Source organism: Streptoverticillium olivoreticuli subsp. olivoreticuli, from assembly GCF_003391135.1.
GTDB lineage: Bacteria > Actinomycetota > Actinomycetes > Streptomycetales > Streptomycetaceae > Streptomyces > Streptomyces blastmyceticus.
In genome coordinates this window covers 5,823,843-5,837,886 of the sequence record NZ_CP031455.1, presented here as the reverse complement: position 1 = coordinate 5,837,886, position 14,044 = coordinate 5,823,843, and the positions used below count along the sequence as shown (strand labels likewise).

The 14,044-nt window shown below is 72.3% G+C and carries 16 protein-coding genes and 1 tRNA gene; 5 read left to right on the top strand and 12 right to left on the bottom strand.

Translation table 11 applies throughout. The features are described from left to right. Window positions 1-21: 21 nt before the first annotated feature. The 5 genes from DXZ73_RS25945 to DXZ73_RS25930 all read right to left on the bottom strand — a co-directional run bounded on the left by DXZ73_RS25945 (window position 22) and on the right by DXZ73_RS25930 (window position 4,495). Window positions 22-1,662 carry a succinic semialdehyde dehydrogenase gene (locus tag DXZ73_RS25945; protein WP_116213454.1) on the bottom strand — a complete coding sequence of 547 codons (1,641 nt, stop codon included), beginning with the start codon at window positions 1,660-1,662 and terminating at the stop codon, window positions 22-24. Between the two features lie 145 nt (window positions 1,663-1,807). After that, window positions 1,808-3,487 carry a serine/threonine-protein kinase gene (locus DXZ73_RS25940; RefSeq protein ID WP_116215857.1) on the bottom strand — a complete coding sequence of 560 codons (1,680 nt, stop codon included), beginning with the start codon at window positions 3,485-3,487 and terminating at the stop codon, window positions 1,808-1,810. 87 nt (window positions 3,488-3,574) lie between these two features. Next, a complete protein-coding gene (locus DXZ73_RS25935) occupies window positions 3,575-3,877 on the bottom strand; it encodes a cupin domain-containing protein (protein WP_116213453.1) in 303 nt (100 codons plus the stop codon). Window positions 3,878-3,887: 10 nt separating this feature from the next. Next, entirely contained in the window at window positions 3,888-4,160 is a 273-nt protein-coding gene (locus DXZ73_RS40650; protein ID WP_425315865.1) for a DUF6255 family natural product biosynthesis protein, read from the bottom strand. After that, window positions 4,157-4,495, bottom strand: coding sequence for a hypothetical protein (locus tag DXZ73_RS25930; protein ID WP_116213452.1), 339 nt, complete (start codon window positions 4,493-4,495; stop codon window positions 4,157-4,159). Before DXZ73_RS25930 ends, DXZ73_RS40650 begins: the two co-directional genes overlap by 4 nt. A gap of 133 nt (window positions 4,496-4,628) precedes the next feature. Here DXZ73_RS25930 and DXZ73_RS25925 point away from each other — a divergent pair, with 133 nt between their 5' ends. The 3 genes from DXZ73_RS25925 (at window position 4,629) to DXZ73_RS25915 (ending at window position 6,130) form a co-directional block, all read left to right on the top strand. Further along, window positions 4,629-5,168, top strand: coding sequence for a GntR family transcriptional regulator (locus tag DXZ73_RS25925; RefSeq protein WP_116213451.1), 540 nt, complete (start codon window positions 4,629-4,631; stop codon window positions 5,166-5,168). A gap of 8 nt (window positions 5,169-5,176) precedes the next feature. Further along, the gene (locus DXZ73_RS25920; protein WP_240351490.1) at window positions 5,177-5,944 is read left to right on the top strand and encodes a GntR family transcriptional regulator; all 768 of its coding nucleotides are present in this window, start codon (window positions 5,177-5,179) and stop codon (window positions 5,942-5,944) included. Window positions 5,945-6,057: 113 nt separating this feature from the next. Continuing rightward, window positions 6,058-6,130: transfer RNA gene (locus DXZ73_RS25915), tRNA-Arg, on the top strand. Between the two features lie 64 nt (window positions 6,131-6,194). Here the strand turns inward: DXZ73_RS25915 and DXZ73_RS25910 are convergent. From DXZ73_RS25910 to DXZ73_RS25890, 5 genes are all read right to left on the bottom strand, one after another. Beyond that, window positions 6,195-6,833 carry a TetR family transcriptional regulator gene (locus DXZ73_RS25910; RefSeq protein WP_425315922.1) on the bottom strand — a complete coding sequence of 213 codons (639 nt, stop codon included), beginning with the start codon at window positions 6,831-6,833 and terminating at the stop codon, window positions 6,195-6,197. Window positions 6,834-6,911: 78 nt separating this feature from the next. Next, window positions 6,912-7,427: a thiol-disulfide oxidoreductase DCC family protein gene (locus tag DXZ73_RS25905; protein WP_116215856.1), complete on the bottom strand. Its 516-nt coding sequence runs from the start codon at window positions 7,425-7,427 to the stop codon at window positions 6,912-6,914. 5 nt (window positions 7,428-7,432) lie between these two features. Next, entirely contained in the window at window positions 7,433-7,861 is a 429-nt protein-coding gene (locus DXZ73_RS25900; protein WP_116213448.1) for a hypothetical protein, read from the bottom strand. Between the two features lie 70 nt (window positions 7,862-7,931). Next, window positions 7,932-8,432 carry a GNAT family N-acetyltransferase gene (locus DXZ73_RS25895; RefSeq protein WP_116213447.1) on the bottom strand — a complete coding sequence of 167 codons (501 nt, stop codon included), beginning with the start codon at window positions 8,430-8,432 and terminating at the stop codon, window positions 7,932-7,934. A gap of 100 nt (window positions 8,433-8,532) precedes the next feature. Beyond that, the gene (locus DXZ73_RS25890; protein WP_116213446.1) at window positions 8,533-9,243 is read right to left on the bottom strand and encodes a TetR/AcrR family transcriptional regulator; all 711 of its coding nucleotides are present in this window, start codon (window positions 9,241-9,243) and stop codon (window positions 8,533-8,535) included. A 103-nt stretch (window positions 9,244-9,346) separates the two neighbouring features. Between DXZ73_RS25890 and DXZ73_RS25885 the strand changes: the two genes are divergently transcribed. Then, window positions 9,347-10,858, top strand: a complete 1,512-nt coding sequence (locus DXZ73_RS25885; RefSeq protein WP_116215855.1) for an MFS transporter — start codon at window positions 9,347-9,349, stop codon at window positions 10,856-10,858. 14 nt (window positions 10,859-10,872) lie between these two features. Next, on the top strand, window positions 10,873-11,298 hold the full coding sequence (locus DXZ73_RS25880; RefSeq protein ID WP_116213445.1) for a VOC family protein: 426 nt from the start codon (window positions 10,873-10,875) through the stop codon (window positions 11,296-11,298). A 159-nt stretch (window positions 11,299-11,457) separates the two neighbouring features. Here the strand turns inward: DXZ73_RS25880 and DXZ73_RS25875 are convergent, their stop codons facing one another. Then, window positions 11,458-12,633, bottom strand: coding sequence for a winged helix DNA-binding domain-containing protein (locus tag DXZ73_RS25875; protein ID WP_116213444.1), 1,176 nt, complete (start codon window positions 12,631-12,633; stop codon window positions 11,458-11,460). Between the two features lie 73 nt (window positions 12,634-12,706). Then, entirely contained in the window at window positions 12,707-13,999 is a 1,293-nt protein-coding gene (locus tag DXZ73_RS25870) for a M64 family metallopeptidase (protein WP_116213443.1), read from the bottom strand. Window positions 14,000-14,044: the final 45 nt, after the last annotated feature.

The following is a 14,044-nucleotide window of genomic DNA, read 5'->3' as shown; positions in this document are numbered from 1 at the left end:
TACCTCCGTGAGAGCTTCCGGTCAGCGCAGGCGCAGTGCCTTCAGCGCGCGCAGGCTGCGGGTCATGAACTCCGCGTACTTCTCGTCCGTCATCCCGAAGGACGGTGCGAGCGGCATGACCCGCTGCTGGGCGACGGTCTGGGACTCGGTGTACTTCAGGATGCCCTCGGAGCCGTGCCTGCGGCCGAGCCCCGAGTCGCCCATGCCGCCCATGGGCGACTGCGCGCTGCCGTACGCCGCCGCGTACGCCTCGTTGACGTTGACGGTGCCCGCCCGCAGCCGGGCGGCGAGCGCGCGGCCGCGCCGCCCGTCCCTGGTCCAGACGGACGCGTTCAGTCCGTACGGGGTGGCGTTGGCCAGTGCGACCGCCTCGTCCTCGTCACGGAAGCGGTATACGGAGACGACCGGGCCGAACGTCTCCTCCGCGCAGACCGCCATCGGCGCCTCGACGCCTTCGAGGACGGTCGGTTCGTAGAAGAGCGGGCCGATGTCCGGCCGGGGGCGACCTCCCGTGAGGACGGTGGCGCCCTTGGCCACGGCTTCCTCGACGTGCCGGGTCACGGTCTCCAGCTGTCTGCCGGAGACGAGCGACCCCATGTCGGCGCCGTACGCGAGGCCCGTACCGAGCCGCATCGCGCGCGTGCGGGCGACGAAGCGCTCCACGAAGGCGTCGGCGACCGATTCGTGGACGTACAGGCGCTCGATGGAGATGCACAGCTGCCCCGCGGACGAGAAGCAGCCGCGGACCGCGCCCGCCGCCGCCTTCTCGACGTCGGCGTCGTGCAGGACCAGCATGGCGTTCTTGCCGCCGAGTTCGAGCGAGCAGCCGACCAGCCGGGCGGCGGCGCCCTCGGCGACCTCGCGGCCGGTGCGGGTGGAGCCGGTGAACGAGACGTAGTCGGCGTGCGCCACGACGGCGGGCCCGACGACCGGCCCCTCCCCCAGCACCATCTGCCAGACGGGCGCGGGCAGCCCCGCCTCGATCAGCAGCTCACGGGCCCACAGGGCGGTCAGCGCGGTCTCGGTGTCGGGCTTGGTGACCACGGTGTTGCCCGCGACCAGCGCGGGCAGCGCGTCGCCGACGGACAGCTCGAACGGGTAGTTCCACGGCGAGATCTGGCCGACGACACCGCGCGGCTGGCGCAGTTCGGTGACCTTGGTGAGCGTCGGCACGACGCCGGTGTGCCCCCTGGGCCGCAGATAGGCGGGGGCCTTGCGCCCGTAGTGCCGGGCGGCGACGGCCACCGCCTGCACCTCCTCGTGCGCGTGCAGGCGGGCCTTGCCGGTCTCCACCTGGATCAGGTCCAGCACCTCCGACTGGCGGGCCAGCACGAGGTCGTGGAAGCGCAGCAGGACGGCGGCGCGCTCCCGCACGGGCACGGCCGCCCACGCCCGCTGCGCCTGGCGCGCCCGCCCGAACGCGGCCGCCACGTCCTCCGGGCCCGACTCCGGCAGGTCAGCCAGCTTCCGCCCGGTGAGCGGCGTGTGGCTGACGGTCGTACCGGACCCGGTCAGCCCCCGGGTCAGCCGGGCGACGAGCGCGGGCGTGACGACGTCCGCGGCGGTACGGGCTCCGGGCGGGGCGACCGGGTTGCCGCCTTCCACGGGTATCGCCGCCTGTGCCGTTACCTCTGCTGCTGCGCCATGCCGCGAGTCGGTCATGAGGGCGAGCGTAGGCGGGCTCGCACACTTTGGGTACCCGGCAGTAACCACTTTCCGCCGGACCGGGACGGACGGCTGCGTCGCTTCCGTGACGGCCGTCAAGGGATTCCCGACGACCGTCGCGGACGACGTCCCGTGACGGCCGTCAGGGAACCGATACGGGTCTGACGCGCACGAACGTGTCGAGCGCCGTCTGCGCGTAGCGGCGCCCCTCGTCGGTCTGGTCGGCGGGCGACGCCACCCACACGTCGTACCTCCTGTCGCCTTCGTCCCAACAGACGTCGTACATATGCCGAGCGCTCCCGTCGTCGCCCGGATCCTCGTTCCAGGTGAACTCCCACCGGGCGGCGAAGGCGTCCTTGTGCTCGGTCGGCGCGACCGTGGCGTCGCGGTATCCCGGATAGCGGTCGGGGGCCTCCTCGGCGGCGGTGCGCAGCGCGCCCATGGGGCCGTCCTCCTGCCGGTCCTGGATCGTGACGCCGATGACGAACTTCCCGCCGGGCGAACGGAAGAGGACGCGCGGCGGCTCGAAGGAGCGGGTGAAGCCGTCCGGGACGGCGAGGGCGAACCCGGCGGGGTCCCGGACCGCCCGGTAGCCGGCCGGGGCGTCGACGACGGCGGTGGCGGGCGGCCCGGAGGGCGAGCGGGGCGAGGGCGTCAGCGGGCCGCTCGTCACATGGGGCGGCTTGTCGTCCACCCCTGTGGTGTGCGAGTCCGTCAGCAAGGTGGCGAGCCCGGCGCCCATTCCGGCCAGGGTCATCACGGCGACCCCGGTCATCAGGGCGAGCCGGGCACGGCCTTGAGACGGGGGCTCGAAGGGCGGCGGCTCGCACGGCGAAGGCAGTGCCGAGGTCGCGGCGCCGGGCGGTGGGGGCGTGGGGGCGTCGTGAACGCGCCGTCGGGCGCGCAGCCTCCCCCGGCGGCGGGGCCGCCCGGCCGTGCGGTCGCCGGTACCGGAGGGGGCGGCCGCCTCCGGCATGCGCCCCGACGCGAGATAGGCCAGCAGCAGCCACTCCGCCTCGTCCACGCGCATCCGGCGCTCGGGGTCGCGCTCCAGCAGCCCCCGTACGACCGGCAGCAGTGGTTCGGCCGCGGCCGGTGGCCGGATCTCGTCCTGGACGACGGCCTGCAGGATGCCGCCCAACGAGTCGCGGCGGAAGGGGGATTCACCGCTGAGCACCACGCAGAGCAGCACTCCCAGTGACCACAGGTCCGACGCCGGTCCGGTGCTGCGGCCCGCGATCCGCTCCGGCGCGGTGTATTCGGGCGAGCCGACGAACGCGCCGGACTCCGTGATCGTCGTGGCTCCGGACACCCGGGCGATGCCGAAGTCCGTCAGCACGACGCGCCCCGTACCGGCCTCCAGCAGGACGTTCGGCGGCTTGATGTCACGGTGCAGGACGCCCCGGGCGTGCGCGGCCCGCAGCGCTCCCAGCAGCGCGGTCCCGATGCGGGCCGCCTCCCGCGCGCCCACCGGCCCGTCCGTCGCCAGGACGTCGGACAGCGCGCGCCCCTCGATCAGCTCCATCACGATCCACGGGCGCCCCTCCTGGATCACTATGTCGTGCAGGGCGACCACATTCGGGTGATTGATCAGCGCGGCCGCACGGGCTTCCCTCAGGGTGCGGTCGACGCCGGACGCGGGAAGGGTGGCGGCTCCGGACAGCGGACGACCGTCGTCCATGTGCAGCTCTTTGACCGCGACTTCACGGGCGAGCAGCTCATCGGTGGCACGCCAGACGGTACCCATGCCACCGCGCCCGATCTTCTCCCTCAGGCGGTAGCGGCCGACGATCAGACCATCGTGCGCGGCGAAGGTCCCCATGAACACATCTTGCCCCTCCTCCCCCCACCTCACCGCGTGCGTACCGGCCGGTTGTGCGCATACGGATGACACGCCCCCGGAACCGCCCTACCGGGAGCTCTCCACGATCAGCAGCACGCCCTCGCTGCCGGGCCGTACGGAGTGCGGGGTGCGCGCCGGCACGACGCAGAGCTCACCGGCCGCCACGGTCAGACGGGTGCCCCGTATGTCGAGCTCCAGCCGCCCGTCGACCACGAACAGGACCTCGGCGCAGTCGTGCACTTCCTCTTCGAGCGGCAGCCCGTCCATCCGCAGCGCCTTGACGGCCACCCCGTCCACGTCACCGAGCACCCGCGAACGCCACGCGCCGGGGAGGGCGGCGGCCAGATCTCTCACCTTGATCGCTTCCATGAGGTGGACGCTAGTGGCGCGGGGCGAGGCGTTGGCTGACCGTTGGGCAAAGGTTCCCGGCCTCCGGCCGGAGCCACGGTTTTGGGCGCGGGGCGTTCCGCGCCACCCAGTGCGCGGCCGTGCGGTCGGCGCGGAGGGCGCTCCCCCGTGAGACGGTCACCGCCTGCGGCAGGCCGGGCGGGCGCAGCGCGCCGTAATCCGTGAACCGCACGACGCCGCAGCCCTCGCACCGCACCGCGCCGCGCGCCGGTGCCCATCCCATACGGTGCAGGCACGCGCTCACCGCGCCTCCCCTGCGAGCGTGTGCGCGTTCGTCCAGTGCATGCGCTGCGCGACGAGGGCGGTGTCCACGTCGGCCCTGCCCCCTCCGGCCTCGGCTTCCCGCAGCGCCACTTTCAGCTCCTCGCACTCCGCGCAACGCGCCGGTGCCCCTTCGGCCCACAACCCCACCGTGCCCCGCTCCTCCCGGGTCGCCAACCGCAGCGCGCCGAACGGCACTTCCCACTCGGCCCCGCCGCCGGGCTCCCGCACATTCACACGCTGCCCGCGGCCGCCGGTAACCTGCGCGATGCGACCGTCCCTGGTGTCCACGACGAACACACCGTTCCTGTAGGTCATCCCTCACACCCCCTCGATCGACCGTACTGCCATTCGCGAAATGCAGCCATGCCACGAAAGGGTGGCATTCTCCGAGAGGTCGCATACCGTGTGGGACAACACGGTGTAGGTCAACGGCCAGTGGGAGGACATCGTGAGCAACAGCCGGTGGGTCAGCAGCTCGATGCCGTATCTGACGCCGGACGCCGCCCGACCGGACGCCTGGGGCGCCGAAGCCGCTGCTCAGGGGCGCAAGGGGACTCAGCGCGTCATCCGCGCCGAGGAGGTTCCCGCACCGCCCGACGTCGCACTTCTGCTCGGACTGCACGAGGGAGAGTCCGTCGCCGTACGTCGCCGGATCATGTATCTGGACGACCGGCCCAATGAGTTGACGGACACCTACTACCCCGTCGGCATCGCCCGCGGCACGCGTCTTGCCGGGACGGCCAAGATCCCCGGTGGGGCGATCCGGCTGCTCGCCGAGCTCGGGTACGTGGGCGCGAGAGTCCGTGAGGACGTGGTCGCACGGATGCCGGATCCGGAAGAACGCACGCTGCTTCAGACCGCGCAGGACGAGCCGGTCCTGCAGCTGACCCGAGTCACCGCCGACAGCCAGGACCGGCCGTTCCAGGTCGACATGATGACCATGCCCGCGCACCGCCAGCGCCTGCGGTACGAGCTCACGATCGGATGAACCCGCCCATGACCGAACCCGGCACCTCCGACCGCCGATGCCTGCACGAGCGGATCGCCGCCGATCTGCGTGACGAAATCATGAGCGGCGACCTGGCCCCGGGGGCCGACCTGCCCTCCACCGCGCAGCTCAAGGCCAGGTTCGACGCCTCCAGCGCGACGGTGCAGAAAGCACTGCAACTGCTCAAGGACGAGCGCCTGATCATCGGGCGGCCCGGCACCGCGGTCACCGTGCGCGAGCGCCGGCAGCGGACCATGCGACCGGCCGCGTACATGGCGCCGTCGGCAGCGGGCGAACCGTACCGCTGGCTGACCGAGGCAGCCGGTCGCGGCCGCCGGGCCCGGAGCAAACTCCTCGGCGTCTCGGAAGCCACACCTCCCGCAGACGTCTCCGCGGCCTTGGAGCTGCCCGAGAACGGCACCGCGCTGCTCCGCCGCCAGGTGCTGCTGATCGACGACGAGCCGGTGGAGCTCGTGAAGTGCTACTACCCACTGGACATCGCCCACGGCACGCCCATCATGGAGCGCCGCAGGATCAGGGGCGGGACACCGACCCTCCTCGCCGGTCTCGGCTTCCCGCCCCGGCTCAGCGTGGACAAGGTCTCCGCGCGGGTGCCCACCCAGGAGCAGTACAACGCGCTCCGGCTGCCCACCAGCCTTCCGGTCCTGCGGACCCTCCGGGTCGTGTACAGCGACGACGAGCGACCGGTCGAGGCCGCCGTGATGGTCAAGGCCGGGCACCTGTACGAGTTGCGGTACGAATTCACACCGGAGTGACCTGCCGGACACGGCACCCCGTCGGCCGGGCGGGAAGGATCACGGAAATGTTCGGGTAATATTGCTCCCGCAACGCCGACCGGCAGCCTCTCGAAGGCCACCGGAAGCGCCGAGCACTCGTAGCTCAACGGATAGAGCACTTGACTACGGATCAAGAGGTTGCAGGTTCGAATCCTGCCGAGTGCACACTCACCGCCCCGGACGAATCATCGTCCGGGGCGGTTCTGCGTTGCCGCGCCGCACCCGTCGGTCACTTGCGCGAAGCCACCGTCTGCGCCATCCCCGGCAGGAAGTCCGTGAACAGTTCGTGGACTTCGTGGACGAGCGGGCGCAGTACGCGGAAGCGGGCCAGGGAGACGCCGCGTGTGGTCAGGCGGGCGCCGCGGTCGGCGAGGCGGCGGCTGCGGGTGCGGTCGGGGGAGCGGTCGAAGACCCAGTACAGGACGAGGCCCATCTGGGACAGCCACATCAGCTCGGGCAGCACGTCGGCGAGCTCGGCCGGGACCTTCGCCTTGGAGCCCGCCAGCACCTCGCGGTGCACGGCGATGGCCGCCTCGCGCGCGTGCTCGGACTCGGGCGAGAAGGGGCTGAGGGGGCTCTCGGGGTCGGCGGCGTTCTTGAAGAACTGCGCCGCGAACTCGTGGTACGGCGCGGCGATGTCCAGCCACGCCTGCAGGACCCCGGCGAGCCGCGCCTCCAGGTCGGTCTCCCGGTCGAGCACGTCGCGGACGGCCGTCTGGTGCTCGGCGGCGATCCGGTCGTAGAAGCCCTGGATCAGGTGCTCCTTGCCGGCGAAGTAGTAGTAGGCGTTGCCGACGGAGACCCCGGCCTCCTTGGCGATGGCCCGCATCGTGGTCTTGTCGTAGCCCCGCTCCTGGAAGAGCCGCATCGCGGTCTCCAGGATCAGGGTGCGGGTCTGCTCGCTCTTGGCGGGCCGGGGCTCGTTCTCTGCTGGCACGCTCAGAGCCTAATCGGGCGCGGCACAGCCGGTGTCGCAGGCCGAGGGGCCCACGAAGACCCACCCGGCCGCCGGGTCGTACGCCCAGCCGCTCCGCCCGCCGTACGCGTCACGGCCGGCCTTCCCGGAGCGCTGCCGCCACTGCGCCCCGCGGTACTTGGCCGCGGCCAGCACCGCACCGCGTGCCAGGCGGAGGCCGGATGGAGTGCTGAACCTGTGCGAGAGCGGGCGGTACTCGGCGAGCGCCCACAGGCACACCACCCAGGCGGCGGGCCCCCGGTAGACCTGTCCGCCGTCCCCGACCACGGTGATCTCCTCGAAGGTCGAGGCGTGATCGAGGTAGGGAAAGCGGCTCCGGGCCTCCTCGGAGCCGACCGGCACCGCGTCGAGCGGCACGAGCTGCCGCTGCCTCATGAGCCAGTCGCGCAGGAAGCGGCAGAGCGAGCACTGCGCGTCGTACAGCACGGTGAGCCGGCGGACCGGCGCGTACTGGACGCCCCGGCCGCCGACGGTGGTGGTCGTCACCGGACTCAGGCCCCGCCGGCCGGCGTGGCCCACGGCCCGGGCTGACCCATGTATCCCTGCGGCGGGACCGGCGGGATCTGCTCCCGCTCCACCATTCCGCGGCGGCGGAACTTGTTGAGCACGAAGACATTGCCGAGGTGCATGACGCCGAGCACGAGCAGCACGACACCGAGCTTCTTCGACAGCGCCTCGAACACGCCCCGGGCGTTGGCGATCGCGTTGTCGTCCTGCAGGTACAGGGCGATGAAGCCCATGTTCACCAGGTAGAAGCCGACCACCAGCAGGTGGTTCACGGCTTCCGCGAGCTTCTCGTTCCCGTGCAGCACGTCGGCGAGGAAGACCCGGCCGTTCCGGCTGAGCGTCCGCGCGACCCAGACCGTGAGGCCCAGGCTGATCACCAGGTAGATGACGTACGCGACGACTGTGAGGTCCACGCTCCCCACCCCTTCTTGAACGTGTTCAAAACTCTCTTGTCGGCGACTGTAGACCTGTTTTTGAACACGTTCAAGCGCGGAGTCGGGGGTGCCCTCCGGACGGCACCCCCGGCCAGACGTAGCGGATGTCCGGCTCCCTCTCCTCGTTCGCGCTGCCGTCCGTCCGCTCCGCCTCCGTGAAGCCGTGGCGTTCGTAGAAGCGGTGGGCCGGGATGTTGACCTGGAAGGTCCAGAGGTCGAGGCCGGCGGGGTGGCGCCGCTTCGCCAGGGCTACGAAGCGGTCGCCGAGGCCCCGGCCACGCCGGTCCGGCGCCAGGTAGAGCTGGTCGATGCGACCCTCGTGGAGGACCAGCACGCCGACGACCGGCCCGCCCGGTTCCTCCGCCACCCAGGTCTCGCGCTCCGGGATCACCACTGCCCGGAAGTAGTCACGGACCTCGTCGTCGGAGTGCGCCCGCCGGACCGTGGGCAGCGCCGCGTCGTACGAACGGAGCCAGACCTCGGCCGCCGGCCCCGCGTCGAGCGCCCCGGCCCGCCTGATGATCGCCTCGTGGGCGGTGTCGTCATCCATGCGGCGCACGGTTCCAGCGCCACCGCGTCACCGCACGCGAATTACTTCTCCCCGCGCGCCGTGCGCGCCGCGGGCCCCCAAATGCCGGACAGGACCGCCCTCAAGCCCCCGCGTCCAGCACGTCCGAGTCCGCGTACGCCCGGCCGAGGCGGTCGGCGGCGCGGTCGAGTGTCTCCCGGACCGCAGCGCGGACGCGGGCGGGCGGCTCGTCCGCCGCGAGCGTCACGTGCAGCACGTCGAACACCAACTGCCGCACGGCTACGGCGAGGGAAGCGAAGAGCTCCAGCTCCGCGCGGAGCCCCGGCTCGGCGAGCACGCGGGGGCCCGCGCGCTCGACGAGCATCTCCAGGAGCCGCTCCTGGCGGCGCCGCATGAAGGGCAGATAGCTGCGACCGAGGACGGAACTGCCGAGCAGCACCCGGGAGAAGACGCGCCCCTGGGCGATGGAGTCCTCGTCGGCGAGCGCCAGTTCACAGGCGTCCACGCACGCGACGATCAGGCCGTCGAGGAGCTCGGCACCGGTCGAACCGGGCCGCACCGCTTCCCACAGCCGCGCGTCGAACTCCTCACGGCGGCCGAAGAAGATGTCCTCCTTCGAGGCGAAGTGGGTGAAGACCGTGGCCGGCGCCACGTCCGCCTCGGCGGCGATCCGGGTGAGGGTGACGGCGTCGAACCCCTCCTCGGCGAAGAGCCGGAAGGCCGCGTCGGAGATCGCGCGGCGGGTGCGCTCCCGCTTGCGGCCGCGCAGCCCGGTCGCGGGCACGCAAGCGGGCCGCGTGGCGGAGGCGTCGGCGGTGACGTGCGTGGTCATGGACCCAAGGATACGTCCCCGGGAAACCAAAATTAGAGGTGCTACATTTTTAGAGCATCTCTAATTCCGGGGTGTGGTCAACCCTCGTGAGGACGTCTTCGCCATGCCCGATCCATCAGCACCGACGACCCGGACCCCGGCCCGGCCGGACGCGCCCCACCCGGCCGCGGCCCCCACGGGCCCCGCGTCCGGCGCGCCCGCCCGAGGCCCCCGGTCCACCGCCGCGATCCTGTTCATCGCCTGCGCGGCCCAGTTCATGGTCATCCTCGATGTGTCGATCGTGAACGTGGCCCTCCCCTCCATCCGCGCCGAACTGCACCTCAGCGGCGCCGGCCAGCAGTGGATCGTCAACGCCTACACGCTCGGCTTCGCCGGGCTCCTGCTGCTCGGCGGCCGCGCGGCCGACCTCGTCGGCACCAAGCGCGCCTTCCTGACCGGCCTCGCCGCCTTCACCCTGGCCTCCCTCGCGGGCGGCCTCGCGAACGACGGCGCACTGCTGATCGCCGCCCGCGCCGTACAGGGCATCGGCGGCGCGGTGCTCGCCCCGGCCACGCTCACCCTGATCATGACGACGTTCACCGAACCGGCGGCCCGGACAAGGGCGATGGGCGCCTGGAGCGCCGTCATGGCGGCCGGCGGCGCGGCGGGCGCGGTCGTCGGCGGCGTGCTCACCGAGTACGCGGGCTGGCGCTGGGTACTGTTCGTCAATGTGCCCATCGGCGTCGCGCTGCTGGCAGCCGCCCTGGTGTACGTCCCGGCCGCCGCCTCCGGGCGCGGTGGCGGACTGCGCCGCCTCGACCTCCCGGGTGCCGTGTCCGTGACCGCGGGTCTGACCGCGCTCGTCTACGGGATCATCTCCACCGAGACCCACGGCTGGGGCTCCCCCACGGTGTGGGCGCCGCTCGCCGCCGGGGTGCTGCTGCTCCTGGCCTTCCTCGCCGTCGAGTCGAAGGTGGCCCACCCGCTCGTACCGCTCGCCATCCTGCGCCGCCGCAGCCTGGCCACCGCCAACCTCGTCGTGATCGGGATGGGCGCGGCCACCTTCGCGATGTGGTTCCTGCTGTCGCTCTACTTCCAGCAGATCCTCGGCTACAGCGCGGTCAAGGCGGGCCTGTGCTTCCTGCCCGGCTCGCTCGCCATCATCGCGGGCGCGCAGCTCGCCACCCGGATCATCGCCCGCACGGGGCCGCGCCCGCTGCTCGTCATCGGCATGGCGCTCAGCACCGCGGGCTTCATCTGGCTCTCCTGGATCCGGGCCGACGGGAATTATGCAACTGATGTGGCGGCACCGTTCGTTCTCGCCACCTTCGGCGCGGGACTCGCGATGATGCCCGCCACCGTCGCCGCGACCAGCGGCACCGACCGCGCCGAGGCGGGGCTCGCCTCGGGTCTCGTCAACACCTCACGCCAGGTCGGCGGCGCGCTCGGCCTCGCCCTCCTGGCGACCGTCGCGACGCACATCACGGCCGGCCGACTGGCCGCCCACCCCCATGACGTCCAGCAGGCACTGACCGCTGGATACGGCAGGGCCCTGCTGATCGCCGCCGCGTTCACGGCATGCGCGGCCCTCGGAGCGCTCGCCGTGCCCGGCAGGGCGCGCAGGGTCATCTCATGAAGGAAGGATCCATCATGGCCAACGAGTTGAACCACATCATCGTCCACGTCAAGGACCGCCGGCAGAGCGCCGCGTTCGTCGCGGGGCTGATGGACACCGAAGCGCCGCTCGACTGGGGCCCGTTCACGCAGATCACCAGCTCCAACGGCGTGGGCATCGACTTCGCGGACGACCACGTGGCGCCGGACGCCATCAACGGCAGCCACCTCGCGTACCTCGTGACGGACGAGGAGTTCGACGCCATCTTCGAGCGGATCGAGAAGGGGGGCGTGCGGTACTGGGCGGATCCCGCGATGTCCCGCGAGGGCGAGATCAACCGCCACTACGGTGGGCGGGGGGTGTACGTCCTGGACCCGGGCGGCACGTGTGTGGTCGAGTTCATCACCACGCCGTACGGTGAGACGCCGTCGCCCGAGGTGAAGCACCCCGGGCGTATGTGACCCTGCTCGGGGCTCCGCCCCGGCCCCCGGTCGACCTGTGTCGGCGCCCCGGCCGCTGCTCCGTTGCCGCCTGCGGCGGGGGCGCCCTGCGGGCGCGTCCTCAAACGCCGGACGGGCTGGGTACGGTGCGGCCGGTGGATGGACTTCCAGTCCGTCGGGCTAGCCCACCAGCTCCCGTTCCAGCGGGGTGCGGAAGCGTGGGGTGACCCTCACCTCGCCCAGCCACGAGGACAGGCGCGCGGCCTCCGCCTCGATCGCGGAGGCCGCGTCGGTGCCCGCGTCCGACAGCAGCCGCCAGGCGATCTCGCCGTCCGGGCGCTGCGCCCAGCCGCCGACGACGCGGCCGTTCCACCACACGGTGGGGCCGATGTTGCCCGCGCGGTCGAAGAGGGCGGGCACGTGGTCCGGTGACAGGTACCAGTCGCGGTCACGCCAGCCCATGGCCGTGGGGTCGAGACCCGGGAGGAGCGCCGCCCACGGTTCCGCGGGTTCGACGTCCTCCAGGTCGTCCGGCAGCACGAAGCCGGGGCCGTGCGCCAGTTCCACGTTGTGGGCGCCCACGTCGGCCAGCGCCCGGCGGGTGTCGCCGAGCGTCCAGCCCGTCCACCACTTCAGGTCCGCCTCGGTCGCCGGTCCGAAGGACGCGAGCCACCGCCGTGCCACCTCCGCCTTGGATTCCCGCACGGGGAGTTCCGGCAACTGGTCCACGGGCGCCCATGCATACATGCTGCTGGTCCACGATCCGCGCGGGCGGCTGCGGCGTACGTGCCCGTCCGAGGCCAGCAGCCGCAGCAGTCGGCTGCCGACGCTCTGCCGCGCCGCGTACGGCTTGCCCGCCGAGACCAGGATCGTCTCCCGCAGGGCGGGCACGTCCTTGGCGAGCTCGGCCGTCGTCGCCTCACCGCGGGCGGCGAGGGCGGCCAGCACCTCCCGCTCGGTCCGCGCGAGCCGCTGTTCGTCCCAGCTGCCCTCGGTGCCCTGCTGCAGGAACTTCAGGAACGCCGCCCGCTCCCGCGCCGCGATCGCCCGGGCGGTGGAGGCGTCGACATACGGGGCGAGCCCGGAGCTCACGGCGAAGATGGTGCGCCGCATGGACAGCAGCTTCACCAGCGTCACGTCGTCGTACAGCCCGCGCTCCACCTCCGCCGTCGACGGCTCCACCAGCCGCGCGCACGCGGAGAGATACACGGTCGCCGCGTCGGTGGCGTGCAGCCCCACGAGGGCGTCCGCCACGTCCTCCACGGCGGTGACGCGGTGCGCGGGCGAGAGGAGGTGCCGACGGCCGAGGCGGGCGCGGCGCTGGTCATCGGTGATGCGGGGGCGGAGGCTGCTCATGGGGGTGAGCGTAGGAGGGATGTAGGACGGATCCTGTCCTATGGCGCGCGGGAGTCCGGGCGGCGCACCGGGTTCAGCACGCCGTCTCCCACGTCAGCGAGCTCCGCATCCGCTCGCGCAGCCGCGGGTCCCGTACGGCGTCCGTGCCGTCCACCGCCCTCGCCGTCACCGCGTGCGTCCGCCCGTCCGCGGGGACACCGAGCGAGCGGGGGGTCACCGAGACCCGTCCGCGCGCGTCGACGGCCTCGCGCCCGTCGACGTACCAGCGCACCACCGCGCTGCTCGCGGACAGCCGCACCGTGACGCGCTCGGCCCGGCCGATCCTGCTGTCCGTGCGGCGGTCGCTCGTCAGCACGCTCGCGTGCCGGTAGAACCCGGCGATCATCGCCTCGCGTCCGGGCAGGTTGAACTCGTGCCCCAGGGTGCGCATGATCGAGTTTTCGGTGGGCCGGAAGAGGCCCTTGGGGTAGTAGCCGCCGCCTTCGTACGCGCCGACCGTGCCGCCGTCCGGTGAGGTCCGGCCGATCCAGCGGTACCACTTCTGCCGTTGCGCGGCCATCTCGTCGGCGCTCAGCTTGGTGATGTTCGCCTCGGCGGGTTCGGCGCCGGTGTAGGTGCCGTACTCGTCGTACTGGTACTCGTCCGCGAGCTTCCCCAGCGAGTGGCCGGTCTCGTGGACGGCGATCTGGTCGGACTTGGCGTGGTCCGAGGAGGCGGTGGCGATGCCGTCGTAGCCCACCTTGGAGACGACGTCGTTGTAGCCCGCCCCGCCGTATTTGGTGGAGTTGGACAGGACCACCACGAGGTCGGCGGCGGGCGCCTTGGCGGCGTACGACTCGACCCTGCCGGTGTCGACGCACAGCAGCCGCTCGATGCCGTCGCAGAAGAAGGCGGAGCGGAGCGCGGTGTCCTTGACGACGTCCTTGCCCGGGTCTCCGGAGACGCCGGACTCCCGGGAGACGGCGTCCACGGCCCATACGTTGAACAGGTTCTTGTAGGAGGCGTACGGCTCGACGGCCGACATCTTCGCCCACTTGGCGCGTACGGCGGTGTGGAAGTCGCCCTGCTGGCCCGCCGTGTAGCCGTCGCCGACGAAGACGACGTCGAGCTTGCTGCCGACCGGGCCGTTCTCGACGATCGGGGTGACGTCGCCGTCGCCGCGGACCGACGGCCGCAGGGACCTGGGCGGCGTGGGGGACGCGGGGACGGTGGTGTGGCGGGGGTGGCCGTCGGGGCCGGTGAAGTATTCGACGTGCTGGGTGCGTTCGGGTCCCGGTGTGGCACCGGAGGCCACCGGTGCGGCCGTGGCGGCCAGCGCCGCCGTCAGGGCGGTCACGCCGACCGCGAGGGATATTCGTCTGCGCATGGGGGGTTCCTCCCGAATCCCCACCGCGGTGTAAGCGGCGGGTCA